Raw genomic sequence first — 22150 nt, forward strand, 5'->3', positions numbered from 1 at the left:
CGTCCTACCTGAGGAGGGTCGCGGCCTCACCCTAAGGAAGGTCTCCCGGCTCCGCCACTCCTACCCGACCCCCGAACTCCGCGGCCGCCGCGGCGACGGCGGACGCCGGGTCGGTGCCCGGCCACAGGTGGGTGAGCACCAGCCGCCCCACGCCCGCCGCCTCCGCCCATCCGCCGGCGAGGCGGGCGCTGCCGAGGTAGGCCCGCGAGTCTTCCGGCACCTCGTCCACATAGGTCGCGTCTGCGATCAGCACGTCGGCGCCGCGGGCCAGCTCCACCACCGCTTGGCTCGGGCCGGTGTCCCCTGTGTACACGAGCGTGCGCCTGCCCGCCGCCAGCCGAAGACCCGCGTTCGGCAGCCAGTGCGGCAGCAGCCGGGTCTCCACACTGAACGGTCCGATGTGGAACGCGTCGCCCGGCGCGAACGGGCGCGGATCGTACGCGGCGTCGAGCATCCCCGGCCGGTCGAGCGCGAGCACGGCGTCCAGCGCGCCGGGCGGGGCGTACACGGCGAGGGGTGGCGGCGGGTCGTCCGCGAGCGCCCGCGCGCGCAGCAGCGGGTTGAGGTCGGCGCAGTGGTCGGGGTGGCCGTGGCTCACGTACACCGCGTCGACGCCGCCGGCGGGCACGTGCGCGAGGAGGCGGGGCAGCGTGGCGTACCCCGCCTCGACGAGCAGCCGGAACCCGTCGTGCTCCACCAGGAAGCCGCTGCACGCCTGGCCGGCGTCCGGCCACGCGCCGCAGCCACCGAGGACGGTCAGGCGCACTTGGCCGCGAGCTCCGCCAGCAGGGGTACCGTGTGCGGCTGGTGCGGCTGCCGGCAGGAGAAGATGACCTGGTCGACACCGTGCTCGCCGAGCCGCCCCACGACCTCTTCCAGCTCGCCGGCGGTCGACCGCGCGGTCAGCACCGCGAGGGCGGTCTTCTCGATGTCGCCGTACGGGCGGCCCTCCCGCGCGCAGTGCTCGCGCAGCACGTCGAGCTTGTGCGGCAGCTCCGGGGTGTCGAAGAGGTTGGTGGCGTCCGCGTACCTCGCGACCAGGCGCAGCGTCTTCTTCTCCCCGCCGCCGCCGACGAGGATCCGCGGGTGCGGACGGCTCACCGCCGGTGGCGAGTTGAGTGGGCGGTCGAGCGTGTAGTGCTTGCCCGCGAACGGGCTCTCGTCGCCGGACCACATCCGCTTGGCGATCCGCAGCGTCTCCTCCAGCTGCTCGAAGCGCTCGGACACCGGCGGGAACGGGACGCCCAGGCCGGCCGACTCCTCCGCGTTCCAGGCGGCGCCGACGCCGAACCAGGCCCGCCCGCCGGAGAGCACGTCGAGCGTGGTGACCGTCTTGACCAGGATGCCGGGGTGGCGGTACACGACGCCGGTGACCATGGTGCCGAGCGTGATCCGCTCGGTGATCGCGGCCGCGTAGGACAGCGCCGAGTAGCCCTCCAGCATCGGCTCCTCGGCCGCGCCGACGCCCCGGATCTGGAAGAAGTGGTCCATCACCCAGAGGCTGGCCAGACCCGCCTGGTCGGCGTCGCGGGCGATGCGGGCGAAGGTGGGGGCGATCCGCTCCTGACCGCCGGGGTACGTGAAGCTGGGAATCTGGATGCCGATACGCACGGGCCCAAACCTACCCGCGTCATCCTCGAGGATGATCCGCGACGACGGGCGCCTGCCCGTACCGTGGGATCGTGCACCGGCTCAACCTGTGGCTGCGTGGCCATCCGTGGGTGGGCGACGCGGCGCTCGTCGCGTTCATGCTCTTCAGCTGGTCGCTACAGACCGGCCACGGGTGGCGGCCGCTGTGGGTGCAGGCGCTGGTGCTCGGCGGCCTGTTGCTGCCGCTGCTGTGGCGCCGCCGCCACCCGCTGCCCGCGGCGGCGGTCGTGCTGGCGTCGGCGGCCGCGGTCTACGCGGTGGAGCCGTGGGCCCACCAGCTGCCGGTCGCGGTGCTGGCACTCGACATCATGGTGTACACGCTGGTGGTCCAGGGCCGGCGCCGCCCGGCGGCCGTGCTGGCCGCGCTGACCGTCGGGTTCTACCTCGCGTGCACGCTGACCTGGTTCGAGTCGACGGATTGGGTGGCGGCCTCGGCCGGCTACCTGCTGATGGTCGCGCTCGCGTGGGCGGTCGGCGAGTTCATGCGGGCCCGCCGGGCGTACGACGCGGAGAAGGAGGCCCGCGCCGCCGCCGAGGAGCGCAACCGCATCGCCCGCGAGCTGCACGACGTGCTCGCGCACAGCGTGAGCGTGATGGTGGTCAACGCCGAGGGCGCCGCCCTGATGCGCCACTCGGATCCGGCGGTGGTCGACCGCACGCTCCAGACGATCAGCGCCACCGGCCGGGCCGCGCTCGCCGAGCTGCGCCGGCTGGTGGAGTCCTCGTCCCGCGAGCCGCAGCCGACCGCGGCCGACCTGCGCGAGCTGGCCGAACGGGTCGGCGCCGACCTGGCCGTGACCGGCGACGCCGAGGGCCTGCCGGCGAGCGCGGCCCTCCAGGCGTACCGCATCGTGCAGGAGGCCCTCACCAACGTGGTCAAGCACGCCCCGGCCGGCGCGGCCACCCACGTCAGCGTCGACTTCGGGGTGGCGGGCCGGGACCGGCGGGTACGCATCGAGGTCACCAACTCCGGCGGCACCCCGGTCAAGGTGCCGGCCCTGCCCTCATCCGGACACGGGCTGACCGGGATGCGCGAGCGGGTCGCCCTCTTCGACGGCACGTTCGACGCCGGCCCCACCCGCGACGGCGGCTTCCGCGTCGCCGCGACGCTCCAGGTGGACGCCGCGTGAGCGCCGACGCCGCCGGGGTGCTGATCTGCGACGACCAGGAGCTGATGCGGGTCGGCCTGCGCATGATCGTGGACAGCCAGCCCGACCTCACGGTGGTCGGCGAGGCCGCGGACGGCGCGGCCGCCGTCGCGCTGGCGCTGGAGCTCAAACCCGACCTGGTACTCATGGACGTGCGCATGCCGCGCCTGGACGGCGTCGCCGCCACGGAGCGGATCTGCGCCGCGCTCCCCGCCACCCGCGTGCTCGTGATCACGACGTTCGACCTCGACGAGTACGCCTACGCCGCGCTGCGCGCCGGTGCGAGCGGCTTCCTGGTCAAGGACTCCCCCGCCGCCGAGATGCTGGTGGCGATGCGCGGCGTCCTGCGCGGCGACGCGATGGTCGCGCCCTCGGTCACCCGCCGCCTCCTCGACCGCTACGTCACCGGCGTCGCCCCGGCCGACGCCGACCCCCGCCTGGCCTCGCTCACCGACCGCGAACGCGAGGTGCTGGGCCTGGTCGCCCGCGGCCTGTCCAACGCCGAGATCGCCGGAAAGCTCTTCCTGGGGGAGACGACGGTCAAGACCCACGTCGCCCGCATCCTCGCCAAGCTCCAGATCCGCGACCGCGTCCACGCGGTGGTCCTGGCCTACGAAACCGGTCTGGTACGCCCCGGCGGCTAAACCACGCTCCGGTGGCAACATCTTGCCCCCCGTTTCCACGGCGGGGACACTCGCCCGATGCCGATGCCCGGACGCGCGGCGAACGCCCTCGACTGGCTCCTCGTCTTCGTCACCCTCTGCCGGAGGAGTCGGCTACCCGCGCCGGACCTCCAGGAGCGCCGGCGCGACCGCGCCGGCCGCAACCGCTATCTGGACGCTTACTGGCGCGAGCAACGAGTCCACGTCGAGGTAGACGGCGCGCACCACATGGACGCCGGGCAGTGGGAGGCCGACATGCGCCGCCAGAACGAAGTCTGGCTACGCGGCGACCGCGTCCTCCGCTTCTCCGCCTGGCAGGTCCGCCACCACCCCACCTACGTCGTCGCGCTACTCCGCAGCGCGTTAGGCCTCGCGATCTAGAACGTTTAGGGCTGATATAGCGCACAAAGCGTTCTAGATCTGGAGGACGAGCGCGACGGCCGACCAGGGTGACGCGCGGCTACAAGATCGACTGCGACTGTCGCTGCTATGTCGATCACGAGGGAGTTTTTGCGGCGGCCTTGGGTTACCGGGGCGGTGGCGGCCAGCTCGGCGCGGCTCGCGGCCGCGATGACGGACGGGCTCGACCTGGAGCGGGCCGCCACCGTGGTGGAGCTGGGACCCGGCACGGGTGCGATCACCGAGGCGATCCTGCCGCGGCTCGCCGCCGGCACGCGGCTCGTGGCCGTCGAGCTCAACCCGGTGCTGGCCGCGCGGCTCGCGGAGCGCTACCGGCACGACGCGCGCGTGACGGTCGTCAGCGGCTCGGCGGCCGAGCTCGCCGGCATCGTGCCGGAGCCGGTCGACGCGGTCGTCTCGGGTCTGCCGTGGACGGTCATGCCCGCGGCGCTCCAACGGCGCGTCCTCGACGCGGTGACGGCCGTACTCCAGCCGCGCGGGCGGTTCAGCACGTTCGCGTACGCGCACGCGGGCTGGACGCCGCCGGCCAGGCGGTTCGCGGCCGAGCTCGCCGCCCGCTTCTCCACCGTGGAGCGGAGCCGGATGGTGTGGGCCAACCTGCCGCCCGCGTACGTGCACCGGGCCGGCGAGCCGCGCGTCAGCCCGCGTGGACCGCGGATTCCATCAGGGCGCGCAGCTCTGGACGCTGGAGGTCCGCGGTCGAGCGGAGCTTGACGTGGCGGTGCACCTTGCCCTTGCCCTCCATGAGGCCGGCCGGGTCGGGCAGCGCGGCGCCGCGGGCGATGCCGAGCGTCACGTGCGCGCGGTACGCCGCGACGGTGAAGTACAGCCCCTTGTAGCCGGGCGCCGTGCCGAACCCGACCAGGTCGGTGTCGACGGTCACGACCGGGTCCGGGAGCACGTCGGTGACCAGCGCGCAGGTCCGCCGCGCCAGGTCCGCCGTCGCCGGGTCGACGCCGGCGAGCCAGCCCTCCAGCTCATCGTCCACGCCAGCGACTATGCCACGTCCGATTCCCGCCAGCCTCGGACGCCCGGATGCGCGAGCGTGTAGGCATGACGACATACAAGATCCAGGCCCTGCCGGCCGCCGTCCTCGACGCCGTCCGGGCGACCGGGCGCGACGCTTCGGGCAACGCCGTCGAGCGGATGGTCGCCGGCGGTGGCGAGCCGCTCCGCTGCTGCCTGCGCGACGCGACCGGCGGCGAGGAGCTGATGCTGTTCGGCTACGAGCCGCCGCTGCCGCCCAGCCCGTACCGCGAGGTGGGTGCCGTCTTCGCCCACGCCGAGCCGTGTCCCGGCCCGGACCCGGCGGCCGCCACGTATCCCGCAGGGTGGCGGGGGCGCAAGCAGGTGCTCCGCGCGTACGACGAGCGGGGCTGGATCCACCCGGCAACCCGGGTGCACGACGGCAGCGACCCGGAGGCCGCGATCGCACGCGTGCTCGCCGAGCCGGGCGTCGTACGGGTGCACAGCCGCAACGTCGCCTACGGCTGCTACATGTTCACCGTGACGCCGGTGCGGGACTCGTAGCCGGCACGAGTTCGAAGTGGACGGTGCGGCCGAAGCGAGACCGCCCCAGCCGGTGCGTCAGCGGCACGACGACGCCGTGCAGGAGCGGGTGCTTGGCGCGCAGCAGCCGCGCCGCGTACCGGTCCTCCGCACCGTGCAGCAGGCGCATCCGGGCCGGTACCACCGCACCGGTCACGCGGCCGCGACCGGTCGACGGCGCGATCACCGCGCGGGGGTCGCGGCGCAGCCGCCGGGTCTTGAGCGACTTCTCGAAGCTCCGCACGAACGCCCGTTCGCCGTCGACGGCGACGCTCACCGGGCTGCCGCCCGGGCGGCCGTCCTTGCGGTACGTGGTCAGCAGCACCGTCTTCTGCCGCGTGAACGGGGCCAGCGCCGGGCTCGCCGCCACCGACACCTCGCCGACGACCCAGCCGAGCTGCCGCAGCCGCACGAGCGCCGCGGCGCCGGCGAAGAGCGCCATCGCGCCGATCAGCCACGGATCCGACCCGCGGCCGCCGAGGTCGAGGTCACCGGCGTGGTTGACGGCGTGCACCGCGTTCGCGACGAAGAAGCCGCCGAGCGCGGTGGCCAGCCCGTCCGCCCAGACGAGCGCGAGCAGCAGCGACACCGCGAGGCCGAGCTGGAAGGCGCCCAGGTCGTGCACGAAGTGCTCGTGCCGCGGGAAGTCCACGAAGTCGGCGAACGAGCCCGGCGCGGCGAGGCACCACACCGCCGCCGCGCCGGTGAGCAGCGCGCCGAGGAGCGTGACCAAAACGACGTAAACGTTCTTCTTCGCAACCATGTGGGGTGGACGGGCGGGCCGGGCGAATCGTGACAGGCCGCTAATGTGGTGCCCGTGACTAGGCCGGACTGGGCTCCCTACGGTGTCGACCTCGACCGGCCCAACGCGGCCCGGGTGTACGACTTCTACCTCGGCGGCGCGCACAACTTCGCCATCGACCGCCAGATGGCCGCGCAGGCGCTCGCCGGTTGGCCCGAGCTGCCGTTGATCATGCGGGCCAATAGGGCGTTCCTGCGGCGGGCGGTGCGCTTCCTGGCCCACTCGGGCGTGCGGCAGTTTCTCGACCTTGGCTCCGGCATACCGACCGTGGGCAACGTGCACGAGGTGGCGCGGGCCGAGGATCCGGCGTCCCGCGTGGTGTACGTCGACATCGACCCGGTCGCGGTCGCGCACAGCCGCGCGATCCTCGACGGCGACCCGCGGGTCACGCCCGTCCAGGCCGACCTGCGCTCCCCCGCCCACGTGCTCGACCTGGCCGTGCGCGAGGGCGGGCTCGACCTCACCCAGCCGGTCGCGGTGCTGATGGTGGCGGTGCTGCACTTCGTGCCCGACACCGACGACCCGGCCGGCGTGATCGCCGAGTACCGCGACGCCACCGCGCCCGGCAGCGCGATCGCCATCTGCCACGCCACGGCGGAGGGGCAGGGCGACAAGGCCGACGAGCACCGCGCGCTGTACGCCCGCACGCCTACTCCGATGACGATGCGCTCGCACGCCGAGGTGAGCCGCCTCCTCGCGGGATACGAGCTGGTCGAGCCGGGCCTGGTGTACATGTCGCAGTGGCGGCCGGACGACGACGAGCTGCCCGCCCGGCCGGAGGACTACCCCGGGTACGCGGCCGTCGGATTCCACTAGCCCCCGTGGGAACCCCCGGGGCCCCATGACCGACTATCCATACGTGGGGTGCGAAGAGTTTCGCGAGGCGCTGTCCGCGCGCCTCGACGGGGAGGACGATCCGGCCGAGCGTGCGGCGACCGACGCGCACGTGGCCGGCTGTGCGGCGTGCCGGCAGTGGTTCGACGCCGCCGCCCAGGTAACCCGGATGGCCCGCACCAGCGTGGTCACGCACGAGGTCACGGTGAGCGACGAGGTGCTCGCCGCCGCTCCCGGCCGCGGGCGGGCCCGCCTGGTCCGCGCGGTACGGGTGGCGCTCGGCGCGCTGGGCGTGGTGCAGTTCCTGCTCGGCGCCGCGCAGATCGGCGGCTTCGCGGCAGGGCGCCACCTGCACACGTTCGGTGTGGGGCCGGACCACCTGTGGCACGAGTCGGCCGCCTGGAACGTCGCGGTCGGCGCCGGCTTCGCCTGGATCGCGCTCATGCGGGGCCCGGGCTCGGGGCTGATCCCCACGCTGACCGCCTTCGTGGCCGCGCTCAGCCTGCTCACCGCGAGTGACATCATCGCCGGCCGGGTGGATCTCGGACGGGTGTTGAGCCACGCGTTCATCCTGGTCGGGTACGTGCTGGTGGTCCTGCTGTCGCGCCTCCAGCCGGCACGCGGCGGCCCGGCCGGCGGCCAGCGCACGCCCCGCCGGGCGTGGCGGGTCAGCTTCGACGAGGTGGACCAGCCGCCGGCCCGCCCGGCGCTGCGCCTGGTCCGCGACCGCCCCGCACAGGCCCGCCGGGCGGCGTGACGAACCAGCCGCGCTAAATAGTTGACTCTGACTAGTCGGTACCGGATAGTTGGTACTGACTGAAGGAGGAGTCATGGCGCGCAAAGTCTCCAACCTGCTGGCACTGGCGGTGCTGTCCTACCTGATCCAGCGCCCCATGCACCCCTACGAGCTCAGTCGCACGCTGCGCGAGCACGGCGACGCCCGCAGCATCAAGTTCAACCACGGCTCGCTGTACATGGTGGTGGGGCAGCTCGACAAGGCCGGCTTCATCGCCGAGCACGAGACCTCGCGCGAGGGCCAGCGCCCCGAGCGCACCGTCTACGCCATCACCGACGCCGGACGGGCCGAGCTGCGCGACTGGATGCGCGACCTGGTCGAGCACCCCCAGCACGAGTACCCGCAGTTCGTCGCCGCGCTCTCGCTGATCGCGGCGCTGCCGCCGAGCGAGGTGCTGCCCCTGCTGCGGCGGCGGCTCGACCGGCTCGCCACCGAGCGCGACGAGATCCACGCGCTCGTCGAGCGCACGCTCGCCACCGGCGTGCCGGCGCTGTTCCTCGTCGAGGAGGAGTTTCGGCTGGCGCTGCTGGCGGCCGAGTCCGCGTTCGTCGAGCGCTTCATCGCACAGACCATCGATCCGCGGGCCGGATGGGGCCGCCAGTGGGCCGAGTTCCACGGCGAGCCGGCACCGGAAGACGAAAGGTAGGAACAATGACGCGCGTACGTACGGCCCTCGTCATCGGCGGCGGCATCGCCGGCCCGGCGGCGGCCATCGCCCTGCGCAAGGCCGGCATCGAGGCGACCGTCCACGAGGCACACCCCGGCGGCGCGGACGGCGCCGGCGTCTTCCTGACCCTCGGCTCGAACGGCATCGACGCGCTGCGCGTGCTCGACGCGGCCGACCCGATCCTGTCCACCGGCTTCGCCACGCCCGCGATGGTGCTGCGCAGCGGCACCGGCAAGCGGCTCGGCGAGAGCGTGATGACCACGCGCGAGGCGACCGGCACCACGAGCCGCACGATGAAGCGCGCCGACCTCTACGCCGCGCTGCACCAGCAGGCCGTGGCCCGCGGCATCACCGTGATCCGTGGCAAGCGTCTCGTCGCGGCCGAGGAGACCCCGGACGGGGTGCGGGCCAGGTTCGCCGACGGCACCGAGGCCACCGCGGACGTGCTTGTCGGCTGCGACGGGGTGCACTCCACGGTGCGGCGCGTCATCGACCCGGCCGCGCCCGAGCCCACCTACGTCGGTCTCATCTCCAACGGCGGCTACGCCCGCGGTGTCACCGTCGACAGCGCGCCGGGCGACTACGAGATGATCTTCGGGCGCAAGGCCTTCTTCGGGTACGCCATGTCCCCCGACGGCGAGGTCTGGTGGTTCGCCAACGTGCCCCGCCGGCCCGAGCCCGCCCGCGGCGAGGTGGAGCGGGTCGGCACCGAGGAGTGGCGGGCCCGCCTGCTGGAGCTCTTCGCCGCCGACGCCGGCCCGGCGCTGCCGCTGATCCGCGCCACCCCGGCCGAGGAGTTCGCCGCGATGACGCCGGTCCACGCGATCCCGCACCTGCCCCGCTGGCACAGCCGCCGCATGGTGGTGATCGGGGACGCCGCGCACGCACCGTCGCCAAGCTCCGGCCAGGGCGCCTCACTCTCCGTTGAGGACGCCGTGGTACTGGCGAAGTCGTTGCGTGACACGGACGACCCGGCCGACGCGTTCGCGAGGTTCGAGGCGGTCCGCCGCCCGCGGGTCGAGCAGATCGTCAAGTGGGCCGCGAAAGTCAACAGCGGCAAGGCCGCCGGCCCGGTGGCGCGGGTCTTCCGCGACGCGATGCTGCCGGTGGTCCTGAAGCTGACCGCGAACAGCAAGACCATCCGCGACACGTACGCCCACAAGCTCGAATGGGACGCCCCGGCCGGCGCGGGCCTGCCGTCGCGGGGCTAGCCTCGTCGGATGCCCGAGCTCATCGCCCCCACCCCGCGGCTGCGCGACTCCTGGCTGGCGGCGCGCGAGGAGTGGGGGCGCGGCGTGCATCAGGCCGGCGGCGGGCTGGAGGAGTTCGACGACGTCGACACGGCCGCGGGTTTCGCCGCCTGGACCGAGCGGCTGCGCCGGATGTCCGACGAGTCGGTGCCGCTCGCCGAGGGCTGGGTGCACGCCACGTACTGGTGGATCGTCGAGCGCGACGCCTACCTGGGCGCGATCTCGCTGAGGCACCGCCTCAACGACTTCCTGCTGCGCGCCGGCGGCCACATCGGCTACGGCGTACGCCCGTCGGCGCGGGGTCGTGGCCTGGCGACGTGGGCGCTCGGCGCGGTGCTGGGGCACGCGCGCGCCCGGGGGATCGACCGGGTGTTGATCAGCTGCACGGTCGACAACACCGCGTCGGCGCGGGTGATCGAGCGCCACGGCGGCGTCGCCGAAGACGAGCGGGACAGCGAGCTGGGCCGGATCCGGCGGTACTGGATCGACCTGGCGGGCGGCCCGCCACGGGGGTGACCCGCGGCGAGCCGCCCCGAGCGGCTACCTCAGGCCGAAGTGGATGGTGCGGGTGAGGGTGGCGTTGTCGTCGTCGCCGTCGAGCGACCAGACCATCGCGCCGCCCAGGCCGCGGGTCCTGATGTAGAGCACCTTCTGGAGCACCACGGCGGGGTCGTCGTAGGTCCAGAACGTGGTGCCGTCCCACAGCCACGCGTGGCCGGCGCGCAGGTCGCGGTGCACGGTGAAGCCGGCGGAGGGCAGGGTCTTCAGCTTCTTGTAGTCTTCGCTGCCCGCCTCGAACGTGGCCGGCGCCGGGCCGGTCGCGGTGCCGAAGAGGCCGTTCTGCCCGCCGGTCACGCCGGTCCAGCCGCGGCCGAAGTACGGGATGCCGAGCACGAGCTCGCGGCGCGGCGCGCCCCGGTCGATCCACGCCTGGATGGTGGAGTCGGCGGAGAAGTCGGGGTTGTCGGGCGCGCCGGCCGGCACGCGCAGCGCGGACTGCTGGTTGGCCCGCATCTCCCAGGTGCCGTGGAAGTCGTACCCCTGCACGGTCGCGAAGTCCAGGTACTTGAAGATCTTCTTGACCTCGAAGCCGGCGTCGATGGTGGCCGGCGCGGCCGGGACGAACGCGGTCAGCGCGTAGTGCTTGCGGTTGGCCTTGCCCAGCACGTCGAGCTGGCGGCGGAACTCGGCCAGCAGCAGCGTGAAGTTCAGCTTGTCCTCGGGGCGTACCACGTTGCCCGGCTCGCCGTTCGAGCCCGGCCACTCCCAGTCGAGGTCGATGCCGTCGAAGACGCCGGCGAGCGAGCCGGGGCCGCCGGCGCTGCCGTCCGGGTTGGGCAGGTTGCCCTTGAGGTACAGGTCGATGCAGGAGGCGACGAACTTCTTGCGCGAGGCGTCGGTCAGCGCCGCGTTGGAGAAGTACGTCGACCAGCTCCACCCGCCGAGCGAGATGAGCGCCTTCAGGTTCTTGTGCTTGGCCTTGAGCTTCTGGAGCTGGCCGAAGTTGCCGTTGAGCGGCTCGCCCCAGGTGTCCGCGACGCCGTCGACGCTCTCTTCGGCCGGCACCGGACGCTGGTAGTCGGCCCACGCGTCACCTTCGCCCGGCCCGCCGTCCACATAGCAGCGACCGTCTTCGGTGACGTTGCCGAACGCGTAGTTGATGTGGGTGAGGCGGCTCGCCGCCCCGGAAGTGTCGAGCTTCTTGACCGGGAACGCCCGGCCGTAGATACCCCATTGGGTGAAGTAGCCGACCCGGACGAAGCTGTCCCGGTGCGTGCCGGCGCTGGCGGCGGACGGGGCCGCGGCCGCGCCCGCGAGAACGGTGGTCATGGCAATTGCGACGCCGAGCAGTCTGCGCATGCGCAGAACAGTAAGGATACTTTCCTGTTCTGACAAGAGGACGAACAAGGGGACACATTTCAATCAGCTACGCGGGCCCCGGATCGAATACATTAACTACCACGTAACGGTGCCGACATCAGTACCTGGGGAGTAAAGATGACGAACCGCATAAAGCTCCACTCCGGAATCTCCCGCCGCGGCCTGCTCGGGCTCGGCCTGGGCGTCGCCGCCGCACCCGCGCTGAGCGCCTGCGGCGGCGTGTCGACAAGCGGCGGCGACGGCGGCGAGGGGTCGGTCAACTTCCTCTCCACCCAGTTCACGCAGGTCGAGGAGAGACAGCGCTTCGAGAAGATCCTCGGCGACCGGGTGACCGGCCAGAAGGTCGCGTTCAACCCCGTCGACGCGCCCACGTTCGCCACCACGGTCAAGTCCCAACTGGACGCCGGCAAGGTGCAGCTCAGCCTCCTCGGCGGCCTGCACGGCGACCTCGCCCCGCACGCCGGCCGCCTGGTCGACCTCGACGACGTGCTCGGCGGGCTCGGCGACCGCGGCTTCGCGTCCGACCTCACCGACCTGGCCAAGCTCTCCGGCGGCACCACCAAGTACGTGCCGTGGATGCAGGCCACCTACGTGCTCGCGGTCAACAAGAAGGCCCTCGAGTGGCTGCCCAGCGGGGCCGACGTGCAAAAGCTGACCTACGACCAGCTGCTCAGCTGGATGACCGCGGCCCGCCAGGCCAACGGCAACAAGCCGGTCTTCGGCATCCCGGCCGGCCCGAAGGGGCTCTACCACCGGTTCTTCCAGGGCTTCCTGCTGCCCAGCTTCACCGGCGGGCAGGTGACGACGTTCCGCAGCCCGGACGCGGTGACCGCGTGGCAGTACATGAAGCAGCTGTGGGGGCAGACCGTACCCGCGTCGACCAACTACGACAGCATGCAGGAGCCGCTCCAGCGCGGCGAGGTGCTGGTCGCCTGGGACCACGTGGCCCGGCTGCGCGACGCGCCCGGCGACAAGCCCGACGACTGGGTGATGGTGCCGGCGCCCACCGGCCCGAAGGGCCTCGGCTACATGCTCGTCGTCGCCGGCCTCGCCATCCCGAACGGCGCGCCCTCCGCCGACCAGGCCAAGGAGGTCATCAAGGCGCTGACCACCGGTGAGGTGCAGGTCGACGTGCTCCGGCAGAACGCGTTCTTCCCGGTCACCAACGCCCAGGTCCCCACCGACCTGCCCGGCGCGGTCAGCCTCGAGGCCACCGCGGTCAAGGCGCAGCAGGCGGCGTCCGGCGCGATCGTGTCGCTGCCACCGGTCGGCGTCGGCGCCCGCGACCAGGAGGTGGGGCAGGTCTTCAAGAACGCGTTCAAGGAGATCTGCCTCGACGGCAAGCCGGTGCAGGGCGTGCTGGACGCGCAGGCCCGGCAGCTCAACACCATCCTCGACGAGCTCAAGGTGGCGTGCTGGCGCCCCGACCCCGCCGGCTCCCCCTGCCGGGTCGCGTAGTGGTCCGCAAAAGAGCCCGCGTACCGGCGGCGGTGCTGCTCATCGCGCCGTCGCTGGTGGTGATGACCGCGCTGTTCGCCTGGCCGCTGCTCGTGGGCGTCGGCCAGGCGTTCAGCGGGCCGGACGGGCCGACCACCGGGTACGTGCGGCGGATGCTCGACGACCCGTACTTCTGGCCCGCCGTGCGCAACACCGCGCTGCTGGTCGTGGTGTTGGTGCCGCTCCAGTTCGCGTTCGCGCTGACGATGGCGCTGCTGCTGCGCGAGCGGCCACGTTTTCACGGCGCGCATTTCTTCGTCTGGGTGATACCCCTCGCGGTCAGCGACCTCGCCGCCGGCCTGGTGTGGCTGTCGATCTTCGCCGACCGCGGCTACCTCAACTCCACGTTGGACCACCTGGGCCTCGACGGCTATGCCTGGCTGTCGTACGAGAACACGACCTCGATGTTCCTCGCCGTGGTGGTCGCCGAGCTGTGGCGGTCGACCTCGCTCGTGCTGGTCATCGTGGTCGCCGGCCTCCAGGGCATCCCGAAGGACTACGACGAGGCGGCGGCGGTCTTCGGCGCCACCTACTGGCAGCGGCTGCGCCACGTGGTGCTCCCCCAGCTCCGGCCGAGCCTCCAGGTCGCGCTGATCCTGCGCACGATCCTGGCGCTGGAGACGTTCGCGGTGGCGCAGGCGCTCACCGGCCGCAACCTGCCGCTGCTCGTCGGCGAGACCTACCAGTGGTACAACGTGCTCCAGAACCCCAACGTCGCCTCCGCCATCGCGCTGGTCGTGCTGGCCGTGTCGATGCTGGCCGCCGTCGGCTACCTGCGGCTGCTGCGCGACCGGACGGTGACGAGATGAGCCGCCGCCGTCGCTGGAATCGCGCGGCCGTCCAGGCCGCCTGCGTCGCGATCACCCTTTTCATGGGGGTACCGCTTTACTTGATCACACTCGCGGCCCTGTCCAGCCGCGCGTCGCTCAACGAGTTCCCGCTGCCACTGGTGCCCACGGACCCGTCGACGGAGACGATGTCGACGTTCCTCGAGTCGACGGGCGTGACCGGCGGCTTCCTCAACTCCCTGACCGTAGGCCTGCTGACGGTCGTGGCGGCGCTGCTCGTGGGCGTGCCGGCCGGTTACGCGGTGGCCCGCTACACGTTCCGGGGCAGGGACACGTACCAGCTTTTCCTGCTGCTCATCCGGGCGCTGCCGATCGTCGTGCTCTCCGTCCCTCTGGCGCGCATCTTCCTGGACACGGGCCTGTACGACACGACGTACGCGGTGACGCTCATCCACACCGCCCTCGCCCTGCCGACCACGGTGCTCATCACCGCGGCGATCTTCGTGGGCGTACCCCGCGAGCACGAGGAAGCCGCCATGATCTTCGGGGCGTCGCCCGCGCGGGCCTTCCTGCGCGTGGTGGCCCCGCAGGCGCTGCCGGGCATCGCCGCGGCCGCGATGTTCGCGTTCATGCTCTCCTGGAACGAGGTGCTCGGCGCCACCGTGCTGACCCTCAACCAGCGCACCCTGCCCGCGCAGGTGCTCACCACCCTTTCCGACTCGCCGCTGGCTTACCGCTTCGCCGGCGGCCTCGCGCTGGTGCTGCCAGCCGTGGTCTTCATCGCCGTGATGCGGCGCTATCTGCTCAACATGTGGGGGACGACGCTGCGATGAGCGCTGTAGTGGTGCGAAACCTCGTCAAGACGTACGCCGGCGGCGACCGCCGCGCCACCGACGACGTGTCGCTGGAGGTGGCCGACGGCGAGTTCCTGGTGCTGGTCGGCCCGAGCGGCTGCGGCAAGACCACGCTGCTGCGCATGGTCGCCGGCCTGGAGTCGCCCGACAGCGGCACGGTCAGCATCGCCGGCAAGGACGTCACCGACCTGCCCGCCCGCCAGCGCGGGCTGTCCATGGTCTTCCAGTCGTACGCGATCTTCCCGCACATGAAGGTCCGCCAGAACATCGGCTTCGGCCTCACCATGCGCAAGGTCCCCAAGGACGAGGTCGACCGCCGCGTCAAGCAGGCCGCCGAGCTGCTCCACCTGGAGGAGTACCTGGACCGCTACCCCGCCCAGCTCTCCGGCGGCCAACGCCAGCGGGTGGCGGTGGCCCGCGCGATCGTGGTCGACGCCGCCGTCCTGCTGATGGACGAACCACTGTCCAACCTGGACGCGCTGCTGCGGCTACAGTTTCGTGCCGAGCTGAAGCGGATCGTCAGCCAGCTCGGCACCACCACCCTCTACGTGACACACGACCAGGCCGAGGCCATGTCACTGGGCGACCGCGTCGCGGTGATGCGCGAGGGCAAGGTGACCCAGCTGGGCGCCCCCCTGGAGGTGTACGACCGCCCGGCCAACCAGTTCGTCGGCGGCTTCCTCGGCTCTCCGCCGATGAACTTCCTGACCGCCCGCGTGACCCGGGGCACCCTGGCGATCGGCGACGCCACGCTGCCCGCGCCCGACCATCTGTCCACCTGGGACGGACGCGAGGTGGTGATGGGCGTCCGCGCCGAGAACATCCAGGTCGCGACGGACCCGGCCGAGGGCTGGGTGCCCGCCCGGGTCGAGGTGGTCGAACCCACCGGCGCCGCCCTGCTCCTGACCGTCCGCCTGGCCGACGAGCAACTGAAGGTCCAGGCCCCCGCGACGTTCCCGGCCCGCCCCGACACCGGCGTACACCTCCGCGCCGCACCTGACGCGCTGCGCTTCTACGACCCCTCGACCGGCCTGGCCCTGACCTCCGACCGGTCACATGATCAGGGCCCGTAGCCCCGCGACCACCGTGCGCCGGTCCGGTTCGCCGGTGAGCGTGTGCTGGACCGCCCACCCCGGCACCAGCGCGAACAGGGCCGCCCCCACCGCGCCCACGTCCGCGTCCGGCGCGAGTTCGCCGCGGTCGCGGGCCCGCCGGGCGAGTGTCACGAAGGTGGCGCGCATCGGCGCGTAGCGGGCGGCCATCAGCTTGTGCAGGCCGGGATCGCGGGCGGCGCCGGCCCACACCTCGAGCGCGAGCGGAAACGCGCCGCCCGGACCGGTTTCCGCCTCGGCGTAGGCGAGTGCCTGGTCGATCGCCTCCAGGAGCGGGGCCGCCGCCGGGTCGGCGGCGAAGCGGACGAACGCGGCGATGACCCGGTCGGTCGCGTCCTCGGCGACCGCCAGCACGATCTCCTCCTTGCCGCTGAAGTAGCGGTAGACGGCGCCCACCGACAGGCCCGCCTCCTCGATCACCTCCTGCATCGACGTGGCCTGGAAGCCCTTGCGCAGGAAGCACGTCCGCGCGGCGTCGATGATCTGGCGGCGGCGGGCGGCGAGGTGGGCTTCGGTGCGGCGTGGCATGACACACATCGTAAAACGAACGCTCGTTCTTGACATCAGATGCCCGTCGATGGGAGTCTGGGCGCAAGAGAATGAGTGTTCGTTTTAGAGGAGTTGTCATGGCTCAGCCGGGAGATGGCACCACCCGTACGCCAGCTCGCCGCCGCCCCTCGCCCGCCGCCCTCGCCCTGGTGATCGCGGTCGGCGTGGTGGCGCTGCAAGCGCTGCTCGTGCCCCTGTTCAGCGCGCCCGCGGCCAAGATCGAGCCGCGCGACCTGCCGGTGGTCGTCGCGGGGCCCGCGCCGGCCGCCGACGGGTTCGCCGGCCAGCTCGAGTCGGCCCGCCCGGGCGCGTTCGAGATCACCAGGCTCGCGGACGCCGCGGCGGCCGACGAGGCGCTGCGCGACCGCGACGCGTACGCCGCCTTCGTGGTCGGGCCGGACGGGCTCACGCTGCGCACCGCGCCGGCCGCCAGCCCCACGGTCGCGACGCTGCTCACCCAGGCCTCCGCGCAGATGAACGGTGGCCAGCCCGTCCGCACCGTCGAGGTCGTGCCGCTGGACCAGGACGACCCGCGGGGCACGGGGTTCGCCAGCGGGTTCCTGCCGCTCGCGATCACCTCGCTGCTCGCCGGCGCCGCGATCTACTTCGCCACCCGCGGGCGCCGGCCGCGCCTTGCCGGCCTGGTCGGGTACGCGGTGCTGGCCGGCCTCGTCTCGGCCGCGGTGCTCCAGATCTGGCTCGGCGTGATCCCGGGCACCTACCTGGCCAACGCCGCCGCGATCGGGCTCTTCACGCTCGCGGTCGCCGCCTCGGTCGCCGGCCTCGCCTCGGTGCTCGGCGAGGCGGGCATCGGGCTCGGCGCGCTGGTGGTCTTCCTGATCGGCAACGCGCTCTCCGGGGTCTCCTCGGCGCCGCAGCTGCTCCCCCAGCCGTGGGGCGAGGTGGGCCAGTGGCTGCCGATCGGGGCGGGTGGCACGCTGCTCCGCTCGACCGCGTTCTTCGACGGAGCGGGCGCCTCGCGGGCGGTGTGGATCCTGGCCGGGTACGCGATCGTGGGTCTGGCGCTGGTGGCGCTGGGCCGGACCAAGGCGGAAGCGGCCACGCCGGCGCCCGCCGAGGACAAGGTCGCCACCACTGTCTAAAGCGGAGAGTCACAGTGGATCCCGCCCGGGAGCGATCCCGGGCGGGATCTCGCACGAGCGTGATGATGTAGCATCGGGCAGCTTGGGCAGTGCGTGACAACTCCCTTCTGATATTTTGCTTTGTTCGAGGAGGCTCGATGCCGACGGGCCGGCCGGCACCCCCCACACACCGGACCCTCGCCGACGCCGCCACCGCGCAGCTGCACGAGGCGATCCTGGCCGGCGATCTCGCCGCCGGTTCGCCGCTGCGCCTGACCGACCTCGCGGAAAGCCTCGGCATGAGCATGATGCCGGTCCGCGAGGCGATCCGGCGGCTTGATTCGCTCGGCCTCGTCGAGGTCGTGCCACACAAGGGCGCGTGGGTCCGCGAGCTGACCCTCGACGACGCGCACGACACCCACGAGATGCGGCTGCTGCTGGAGATCACGGCGATCGAGCGCGCGGCGCCCCGGTTCACCGACCGCGACACCGAGCGGGCCCGCGCCGCGCTCGACCGCCACGTCAGTGCCAGCCAGCTCGGCGACCAGGCCGCGGCCCGCCAGGCGCACACCGACTACCACTTCGCGATCTACGCGGCGGCCGGCTCTCGTTGGCTGCTGCGCGCGCTGGAGCCGGTCTGGCAAAACAGCGAGCGCTACCGTTTCGCCGGCACCCGCAGCCCGGAGGCGGCCGCCGAGCGGCACCGCGAGCACCAGGCGATCCTGGCCGCCTGCATGGCCCGCGACGCGGTGGCCGCGGTCGAGGCGCTGCGCGTGCACATCCACAACTCCCGCTCCCGCGTCATCCAGAAGATGACCCGGCTCGACGAAAAGGACGCCTAGGTGGCGGAGCAGCAGCCCGAGCTCGGACCGGTCGGCTACCGCATCATCCTGGAAAACGACCTGGTGCGGGTCTGGCAGGTCATGCTCGGGCCGGGCGAGACCCAGCCGCTGCACCACCACGAGCACCCATACCTGGTGATCACGATCGAGGGCGCGATCAACCTCGTCGAGACGGTCGACGGCCAGCTCCGTGACGCACCCGAGCCGACCGGCAACGTGATCTTCCGTCCGCCGGGCGACACCCACACGCTCACGAACGTCGGTGAGACGCGCTACGTGGCGCGCATCGTCGAGTTCAAGACACAGTAGAGCGTGCGGGTGGCCCTCGGCTCAGGACAGCGCGACGTAAAGCAGCGCGCCGACCAGGGCGGCGAACGCCAGCAGCAGCCCGCCGACCAGCAGGGTCTCCCCCGCGCCGCCGCCTTCTCCGGTGGTCTTCCGGTCGCCCACGATTCCGCTCCAAGGTTTGATATCTGATCAAAACTCGGCTCGGAGCATAGCGAGATCCCACGATCTTGGGAAGGTCCGGACGGATCTGTCGAATTTTGGGCGTACGAGACGGCGTGGCGACGCCTCCTGTGTATAGAAAAAGTGTCATACCTGAAGGCGACACTCTTGTAGTCGGAAGCCGTTGAAGCGGAAGGCGCATTGGTGGGCAGTAACCATGTATCAGCTGGATCTTTGCAGGTGCGAGGCGCTCTTCGCCTCCGACCTACAGCACTCACAGCACCCCGACCCGACTGACGTGCGCGCGGCGGTGGCGCACACCATCTCCCGGCTGGGCGAGACCGCCTGCCTGGCCCGGATGGCGCAGGAGTTCGGCGATCACCCCGAGGAGGCCGCGGCGCGCATGCGCTGGGCCCGCGAGGCGGTGGAGTCGGCCTACGCACACCACATCCCGACACCGCGCAGTCCCCTGCGGACCGCCGCACCCTGAGGCCCCGACGAGCAGGCCTCTGGCGGTAGCGGAGGACCGCCAGGGCCCGGGCCTCCCCAGGCCCTGCCTCGTGGATCTCGGTAGAGCGAGGCAAGGTCCAAGAGCCAGGCCTTAGGTGTCGATCGGCGACGGAGCCGCGACGTCCGCAAAGCGAAACAGGCCCGGCTCCGGCTCCACGCGGGCGGCCCGCAGGATAAAGCTGACGGCGTGATACCAGCCGCAGAGCGCGAGCAGGTCGAGCAGCTGCCCCTCGTCGAAGTAGCGGCGCAGCTCGGCCCAGAGCCGGTCGTCCACGTCGGAGTGCTCGTGCAGCTGCTCGACGAGCTCCATCAGGGCCCGGTCGCGCGGCTCGCACCAGCAGGGGTCGGCGCTGGAGCCGTGCGCCATCGAGCGCATCTGCTCCTCGGTAAAGCCGGCCCGCTCCGACCAGACCGCCATGTGCAGGCCCCAGTGGTACTCACAGCCGCACAGCGCGCAGGTGCGCCCGATGATGACCTCCCGGGCGCGCAGGTCGACGCTGAGCGCGGTGCTCAGCTCATACCCCATCCACTCGCTCATGGCGTGTGCCATCCGCCGGTTGCGCGCGAAGGTGCGGGCCACCCGTAACGGCGGGATCCCCGGGGGGATCATGCGGGCGAACAGGGCCTCGATCTCCGGCGGAAAGGGCTCCTCCACCGGTGGAATGCGTACCACCACGCCATCGCCTCCAGACAGCGCCCGGCCATAGATCCATCTATGACGATATACCCCTAGGACCCCCTATGAGCCCTAAAGTTGTCCCCTATGGCGAGCTGGGAGGACGTGCGGCGGCTGGCGCTGGACCTGCCGGAGACCGACGAGCACGAGTCGTACGAGGGTGCCCGTGCCTGGCGGGTGAAGGAAAAGGGCTTCGTCTGGGAGCGGCCGCTGCGCAAGAGCGACCTCGCGGCCCTCGGAGAGGCGGCGCCGGACGGGCCGATCCTCTGCGCCCGGGTCCCCGACGAGGGTGCCAAGCAGGCGCTGATCGCGGACGACCCGTCCGTGTACTTCACGACACCGCACTTCAACGGGTACCCGGCCGTGCTGGTGCGGCTGGAGCGCATCGGCACGGCCGAGCTGCGGGAGCTTGTGGTGGAGGCGTGGCTGGCGAGGGCGCCGAAGCGCCTCGCCAAGCAGTTTCAGGAGGGCACGTAGAACTTCGTCGTCGCCTCGACGGCCGCCGCGACCACCTCGGGATCGCCGCCCGCCGCCAGATGCGCCTCGCCCCACGCCGCCGCGCTACGCCGGCTGAGCTCCTTGGCCTCCGGCGACGACTCGAACTCGGCCGGGTCGCCGAGGCTCTCCCCGGCCAGGTGCGCGACAAGGCCGAGCAGGCCGAGATCCCAACCCACGCCGGTCGCGCCCGGACCGTACGTCGGGAAGAAGACCGGGTCGACCACGGCCGCGTGCACCAGCTCGAACTCGGTGTCGCCGTCCGGGCCGGGCGACAGCCGCACCTCCACCTCGCTGGTGCCGTCCGCGGCCTCCGGGCCGAAGAGCCAGGACACCTTCAGCAGGCGCGGCGGCTCGCAGCGGAGGATCTCGCCGCCGGCGTTGCCCTCCAGCTGGTATCGCCCGCCGAGCCGCAGGTCGCCGCTGACCGGGAGGAACCACCGGCGCAGCCGCTCCGCGGTGGTGATGGCGTCCCAGACGTCTTCGATCTCCGCGTCGTACCGCCGGCGGAGCACCACCGCGTAGGCCTCGCCGGCCGGCACGCTGCCCTTGCCCAGCTCGCGGTGTGCGGCGGCCAGCTCGTCGAGTAGGTCCTTCATGTCTCATCCCCATCGATGTCGGAAAGGCTTTCGGTCCGGCGTGCGCGCTTGCCCCGCGCCAGCTCGGTGGCCAGCGCGTCGAGTCGCTGGCTCCAGAACCGGCGAAACGGCTCCAGCCACGCGTCGACCTCGCGCAATGGCGCGGGCTCGACCGCGTAGAGCCGGCGGGTGCCCTCGGCCCGGACCGACGCGAACCCGCTGTCCCGCAACACGCGCAGGTGCTGCGAGACAGCGGGCTGGGAGATCCCGAACTCGGCCCGGATCACCTCCGTGACCGCCCCGGAGGTCAGCTCGCCACCGGCGAGCAGCTCCAGGATGCGGCGGCGCACGGGGTCACCGAGGACGTCGAACGCGTGCACGGGCCAGACTATGCCAGCCGCCGCTTATATAAGTCAAGACTGCTCCAGCACCGACAGCACGTTGCCGGCCGGGTCGGCGAACCACGCGATCGCGGGCCCGTTGCCGCGCATGACGCCCTTGTCGTCCTGGGGGAAGTCGTCGTAGCGGAGCGTCGAGACGCCCCGCGCGGCGAGGTCGTCCACCGCCTTGTCGACGTCGCCGACCGGGAAGTTGAGGATTGTGAACGTGGCGGGCGTGTGGTTTTCCTTCGGGTAGACCAGGATCTGCGATCCGCCCTCGATGTGGAGGGTGAGCATGCCGTGCTCCTCGGTGACCTTCAGGCCCAGCGTGCCGGCGTAGAACGCCTTCGCGGCGGCGATGTCGTCCACCGAGAAACCGCTGAACGCCTTGGCGCTTTCGAACATGGTGTTCTCCTATCTCGCGTATGCCATCCGTGATCCGTACAGCTGATCGACCACACACCGTGCCCAACGCATGCGTGGGGCGGCGGTCTCGGGGTGGTCGCCGTAGGCCGCGGCCACGTCGGCGGCCACGCCACGCGTTCCACCGTGTGAGCGGATCGCGGTGCGGATGGCGGCGTCGACGTCCGCGTAGGACGGGGTGGAGCCGGCGGAAATGTGGCTGGTGAAAAGAGCCTCGGCGCGGGCGGCGGTCAGCGGGTCGATCGTGATGTTCATCGGA

The 22150-nt window shown here is 72.2% G+C and carries 30 protein-coding genes; 19 read left to right on the top strand and 11 right to left on the bottom strand.

The window, feature by feature from the left end; genetic code table 11:
* Positions 1-31: 31 nt before the first annotated feature.
* Positions 32-766, bottom strand: coding sequence for an MBL fold metallo-hydrolase (locus tag AC5L36_RS10995; RefSeq protein ID WP_441214857.1), 735 nt, complete (start codon positions 764-766; stop codon positions 32-34).
* The gene (locus AC5L36_RS11000) at positions 757-1611 is read right to left on the bottom strand and encodes an LLM class F420-dependent oxidoreductase (RefSeq protein ID WP_441214858.1); all 855 of its coding nucleotides are present in this window, start codon (positions 1609-1611) and stop codon (positions 757-759) included. Before AC5L36_RS11000 ends, AC5L36_RS10995 begins: the two co-directional genes overlap by 10 nt.
* Before the next feature lie 71 nt (positions 1612-1682).
* Between AC5L36_RS11000 and AC5L36_RS11005 the strand changes: the two genes are divergently transcribed.
* From AC5L36_RS11005 to AC5L36_RS11020, 4 genes are all read left to right on the top strand, one after another.
* The gene (locus tag AC5L36_RS11005) at positions 1683-2780 is read left to right on the top strand and encodes a sensor histidine kinase (RefSeq protein WP_441214859.1); all 1098 of its coding nucleotides are present in this window, start codon (positions 1683-1685) and stop codon (positions 2778-2780) included.
* Positions 2777-3442 carry a response regulator gene (locus AC5L36_RS11010; RefSeq protein WP_441214860.1) on the top strand — a complete coding sequence of 222 codons (666 nt, stop codon included), beginning with the start codon at positions 2777-2779 and terminating at the stop codon, positions 3440-3442. Before AC5L36_RS11005 ends, AC5L36_RS11010 begins: the two co-directional genes overlap by 4 nt.
* A 57-nt stretch (positions 3443-3499) precedes the next feature.
* Positions 3500-3841: an endonuclease domain-containing protein gene (locus tag AC5L36_RS11015; RefSeq protein WP_441214861.1), complete on the top strand. Its 342-nt coding sequence runs from the start codon at positions 3500-3502 to the stop codon at positions 3839-3841.
* A 108-nt stretch (positions 3842-3949) separates the two neighbouring features.
* Positions 3950-4594, top strand: a complete 645-nt coding sequence (locus AC5L36_RS11020) for a class I SAM-dependent methyltransferase (protein ID WP_441214862.1) — start codon at positions 3950-3952, stop codon at positions 4592-4594.
* Here the strand turns inward: AC5L36_RS11020 and AC5L36_RS11025 are convergent.
* Positions 4518-4868 carry a DUF1801 domain-containing protein gene (locus AC5L36_RS11025; protein ID WP_441214863.1) on the bottom strand — a complete coding sequence of 117 codons (351 nt, stop codon included), beginning with the start codon at positions 4866-4868 and terminating at the stop codon, positions 4518-4520. The two genes, AC5L36_RS11020 and AC5L36_RS11025, sit on opposite strands and share 77 nt — an antisense overlap.
* 65 nt (positions 4869-4933) lie before the next feature.
* On the opposite strand from AC5L36_RS11025, the gene AC5L36_RS11030 reads away from it, so the two are divergent.
* Entirely contained in the window at positions 4934-5410 is a 477-nt protein-coding gene (locus tag AC5L36_RS11030; protein ID WP_441214864.1) for a DUF1203 domain-containing protein, read from the top strand.
* Here the strand turns inward: AC5L36_RS11030 and AC5L36_RS11035 are convergent.
* Positions 5382-6191 carry a PPOX class F420-dependent oxidoreductase gene (locus tag AC5L36_RS11035; RefSeq protein ID WP_441214865.1) on the bottom strand — a complete coding sequence of 270 codons (810 nt, stop codon included), beginning with the start codon at positions 6189-6191 and terminating at the stop codon, positions 5382-5384. The two genes, AC5L36_RS11030 and AC5L36_RS11035, sit on opposite strands and share 29 nt — an antisense overlap.
* Positions 6192-6245: 54 nt before the next feature.
* Here AC5L36_RS11035 and AC5L36_RS11040 point away from each other — a divergent pair, with 54 nt between their 5' ends.
* The 5 genes from AC5L36_RS11040 (at position 6246) to AC5L36_RS11060 (ending at position 10293) form a co-directional block, all read left to right on the top strand.
* Complete coding sequence (locus tag AC5L36_RS11040; protein ID WP_441214866.1) at positions 6246-7046, top strand: SAM-dependent methyltransferase; 801 nt, start codon at positions 6246-6248, stop codon at positions 7044-7046.
* A 25-nt stretch (positions 7047-7071) separates the two neighbouring features.
* On the top strand, positions 7072-7821 hold the full coding sequence (locus AC5L36_RS11045) for a zf-HC2 domain-containing protein (protein ID WP_441214867.1): 750 nt from the start codon (positions 7072-7074) through the stop codon (positions 7819-7821).
* A 73-nt stretch (positions 7822-7894) separates the two neighbouring features.
* Positions 7895-8506 carry a PadR family transcriptional regulator gene (locus tag AC5L36_RS11050; RefSeq protein ID WP_441214868.1) on the top strand — a complete coding sequence of 204 codons (612 nt, stop codon included), beginning with the start codon at positions 7895-7897 and terminating at the stop codon, positions 8504-8506.
* A gap of 5 nt (positions 8507-8511) precedes the next feature.
* On the top strand, positions 8512-9738 hold the full coding sequence (locus AC5L36_RS11055; RefSeq protein ID WP_441214869.1) for an FAD-dependent oxidoreductase: 1227 nt from the start codon (positions 8512-8514) through the stop codon (positions 9736-9738).
* A 9-nt stretch (positions 9739-9747) separates the two neighbouring features.
* Positions 9748-10293: a GNAT family N-acetyltransferase gene (locus tag AC5L36_RS11060; protein ID WP_441214870.1), complete on the top strand. Its 546-nt coding sequence runs from the start codon at positions 9748-9750 to the stop codon at positions 10291-10293.
* Between the two features lie 24 nt (positions 10294-10317).
* Here AC5L36_RS11060 and AC5L36_RS11065 read toward each other — a convergent pair whose 3' ends face one another.
* Complete coding sequence (locus AC5L36_RS11065; RefSeq protein ID WP_441214871.1) at positions 10318-11637, bottom strand: glycoside hydrolase family 18 protein; 1320 nt, start codon at positions 11635-11637, stop codon at positions 10318-10320.
* Positions 11638-11775: 138 nt separating this feature from the next.
* Between AC5L36_RS11065 and AC5L36_RS11070 the strand changes: the two genes are divergently transcribed.
* The 4 genes from AC5L36_RS11070 to AC5L36_RS11085 are packed head-to-tail and all read left to right on the top strand — an operon-like array spanning position 11776 to position 15870.
* A complete protein-coding gene (locus tag AC5L36_RS11070) occupies positions 11776-13116 on the top strand; it encodes an ABC transporter substrate-binding protein (RefSeq protein ID WP_441214872.1) in 1341 nt (446 codons plus the stop codon).
* Complete coding sequence (locus AC5L36_RS11075) at positions 13116-13964, top strand: carbohydrate ABC transporter permease (RefSeq protein ID WP_441214873.1); 849 nt, start codon at positions 13116-13118, stop codon at positions 13962-13964. The genes AC5L36_RS11070 and AC5L36_RS11075 overlap by 1 nt, the downstream gene beginning before the upstream one ends.
* Positions 13961-14776 (top strand): carbohydrate ABC transporter permease, encoded by an 816-nt coding sequence (locus AC5L36_RS11080; protein ID WP_441214874.1) that lies wholly within the window; start codon positions 13961-13963, stop codon positions 14774-14776. Before AC5L36_RS11075 ends, AC5L36_RS11080 begins: the two co-directional genes overlap by 4 nt.
* A complete protein-coding gene (locus AC5L36_RS11085; RefSeq protein WP_441214875.1) occupies positions 14773-15870 on the top strand; it encodes an ABC transporter ATP-binding protein in 1098 nt (365 codons plus the stop codon). The genes AC5L36_RS11080 and AC5L36_RS11085 overlap by 4 nt, the downstream gene beginning before the upstream one ends.
* Here the strand turns inward: AC5L36_RS11085 and AC5L36_RS11090 are convergent.
* Entirely contained in the window at positions 15850-16437 is a 588-nt protein-coding gene (locus tag AC5L36_RS11090; RefSeq protein ID WP_441214876.1) for a TetR/AcrR family transcriptional regulator, read from the bottom strand. The two genes, AC5L36_RS11085 and AC5L36_RS11090, sit on opposite strands and share 21 nt — an antisense overlap.
* Before the next feature lie 98 nt (positions 16438-16535).
* Between AC5L36_RS11090 and AC5L36_RS11095 the strand changes: the two genes are divergently transcribed.
* The 4 genes from AC5L36_RS11095 (at position 16536) to AC5L36_RS11110 (ending at position 19319) form a co-directional block, all read left to right on the top strand.
* A complete protein-coding gene (locus tag AC5L36_RS11095; RefSeq protein ID WP_441214877.1) occupies positions 16536-17561 on the top strand; it encodes a hypothetical protein in 1026 nt (341 codons plus the stop codon).
* Between the two features lie 137 nt (positions 17562-17698).
* The gene (locus tag AC5L36_RS11100) at positions 17699-18382 is read left to right on the top strand and encodes a GntR family transcriptional regulator (protein WP_441214878.1); all 684 of its coding nucleotides are present in this window, start codon (positions 17699-17701) and stop codon (positions 18380-18382) included.
* Complete coding sequence (locus AC5L36_RS11105; RefSeq protein ID WP_441214879.1) at positions 18383-18691, top strand: cupin domain-containing protein; 309 nt, start codon at positions 18383-18385, stop codon at positions 18689-18691.
* 355 nt (positions 18692-19046) lie between these two features.
* Entirely contained in the window at positions 19047-19319 is a 273-nt protein-coding gene (locus tag AC5L36_RS11110; protein WP_441214880.1) for a hypothetical protein, read from the top strand.
* A 111-nt stretch (positions 19320-19430) separates the two neighbouring features.
* Here the strand turns inward: AC5L36_RS11110 and AC5L36_RS11115 are convergent, their stop codons facing one another.
* Entirely contained in the window at positions 19431-20015 is a 585-nt protein-coding gene (locus tag AC5L36_RS11115) for a carboxymuconolactone decarboxylase family protein (protein WP_441214881.1), read from the bottom strand.
* Between the two features lie 87 nt (positions 20016-20102).
* On the opposite strand from AC5L36_RS11115, the gene AC5L36_RS11120 reads away from it, so the two are divergent.
* On the top strand, positions 20103-20492 hold the full coding sequence (locus AC5L36_RS11120; protein ID WP_441214882.1) for an MmcQ/YjbR family DNA-binding protein: 390 nt from the start codon (positions 20103-20105) through the stop codon (positions 20490-20492).
* Here the strand turns inward: AC5L36_RS11120 and AC5L36_RS11125 are convergent.
* From AC5L36_RS11125 to AC5L36_RS11140, 4 genes are read right to left on the bottom strand one after another with little or no spacing between them, the layout of a single operon-like run.
* Positions 20477-21109 carry an SRPBCC family protein gene (locus AC5L36_RS11125; RefSeq protein ID WP_441214883.1) on the bottom strand — a complete coding sequence of 211 codons (633 nt, stop codon included), beginning with the start codon at positions 21107-21109 and terminating at the stop codon, positions 20477-20479. The two genes, AC5L36_RS11120 and AC5L36_RS11125, sit on opposite strands and share 16 nt — an antisense overlap.
* A complete protein-coding gene (locus tag AC5L36_RS11130) occupies positions 21106-21468 on the bottom strand; it encodes an ArsR/SmtB family transcription factor (protein WP_441214884.1) in 363 nt (120 codons plus the stop codon). The genes AC5L36_RS11125 and AC5L36_RS11130 overlap by 4 nt, the downstream gene beginning before the upstream one ends.
* Before the next feature lie 33 nt (positions 21469-21501).
* Complete coding sequence (locus tag AC5L36_RS11135; RefSeq protein ID WP_441214885.1) at positions 21502-21873, bottom strand: VOC family protein; 372 nt, start codon at positions 21871-21873, stop codon at positions 21502-21504.
* A 9-nt stretch (positions 21874-21882) separates the two neighbouring features.
* Positions 21883-22146 carry a hypothetical protein gene (locus AC5L36_RS11140; RefSeq protein WP_441214886.1) on the bottom strand — a complete coding sequence of 88 codons (264 nt, stop codon included), beginning with the start codon at positions 22144-22146 and terminating at the stop codon, positions 21883-21885.
* Positions 22147-22150: the final 4 nt, after the last annotated feature.

The organism is Phytohabitans sp. LZ39 (assembly GCF_059359075.1).

Bases quoted from the DNA above. Each gene is read 5' to 3' on its own strand.
- AC5L36_RS11015 (WP_441214861.1), top strand. From the start codon at position 3,500: ATGCCGATGCCCGGACGCGCGGCGAACGCCCTCGACTGGCTCCTCGTC.
- AC5L36_RS11020 (WP_441214862.1), top strand. From the start codon at position 3,950: ATGTCGATCACGAGGGAGTTTTTGCGGCGGCCTTGGGTTACCGGGGCG.
- AC5L36_RS11030 (WP_441214864.1), top strand. From the start codon at position 4,934: ATGACGACATACAAGATCCAGGCCCTGCCGGCCGCCGTCCTCGACGCC.
- AC5L36_RS11035 (WP_441214865.1), bottom strand. From the start codon at position 6,191: ATGGTTGCGAAGAAGAACGTTTACGTCGTTTTGGTCACGCTCCTCGGC.
- AC5L36_RS11045 (WP_441214867.1), top strand. From the start codon at position 7,072: ATGACCGACTATCCATACGTGGGGTGCGAAGAGTTTCGCGAGGCGCTG.
- AC5L36_RS11050 (WP_441214868.1), top strand. From the start codon at position 7,895: ATGGCGCGCAAAGTCTCCAACCTGCTGGCACTGGCGGTGCTGTCCTAC.
- AC5L36_RS11055 (WP_441214869.1), top strand. From the start codon at position 8,512: ATGACGCGCGTACGTACGGCCCTCGTCATCGGCGGCGGCATCGCCGGC.
- AC5L36_RS11060 (WP_441214870.1), top strand. From the start codon at position 9,748: ATGCCCGAGCTCATCGCCCCCACCCCGCGGCTGCGCGACTCCTGGCTG.
- AC5L36_RS11065 (WP_441214871.1), bottom strand. From the start codon at position 11,637: ATGCGCAGACTGCTCGGCGTCGCAATTGCCATGACCACCGTTCTCGCG.
- AC5L36_RS11070 (WP_441214872.1), top strand. From the start codon at position 11,776: ATGACGAACCGCATAAAGCTCCACTCCGGAATCTCCCGCCGCGGCCTG.
- AC5L36_RS11080 (WP_441214874.1), top strand. From the start codon at position 13,961: ATGAGCCGCCGCCGTCGCTGGAATCGCGCGGCCGTCCAGGCCGCCTGC.
- AC5L36_RS11085 (WP_441214875.1), top strand. From the start codon at position 14,773: ATGAGCGCTGTAGTGGTGCGAAACCTCGTCAAGACGTACGCCGGCGGC.
- AC5L36_RS11090 (WP_441214876.1), bottom strand. From the start codon at position 16,437: ATGCCACGCCGCACCGAAGCCCACCTCGCCGCCCGCCGCCGCCAGATC.
- AC5L36_RS11095 (WP_441214877.1), top strand. From the start codon at position 16,536: ATGGCTCAGCCGGGAGATGGCACCACCCGTACGCCAGCTCGCCGCCGC.
- AC5L36_RS11100 (WP_441214878.1), top strand. From the start codon at position 17,699: ATGCCGACGGGCCGGCCGGCACCCCCCACACACCGGACCCTCGCCGAC.
- AC5L36_RS11110 (WP_441214880.1), top strand. From the start codon at position 19,047: ATGTATCAGCTGGATCTTTGCAGGTGCGAGGCGCTCTTCGCCTCCGAC.
- AC5L36_RS11120 (WP_441214882.1), top strand. From the start codon at position 20,103: ATGGCGAGCTGGGAGGACGTGCGGCGGCTGGCGCTGGACCTGCCGGAG.
- AC5L36_RS11125 (WP_441214883.1), bottom strand. From the start codon at position 21,109: ATGAAGGACCTACTCGACGAGCTGGCCGCCGCACACCGCGAGCTGGGC.
- AC5L36_RS11135 (WP_441214885.1), bottom strand. From the start codon at position 21,873: ATGTTCGAAAGCGCCAAGGCGTTCAGCGGTTTCTCGGTGGACGACATC.
- AC5L36_RS11140 (WP_441214886.1), bottom strand. From the start codon at position 22,146: ATGAACATCACGATCGACCCGCTGACCGCCGCCCGCGCCGAGGCTCTT.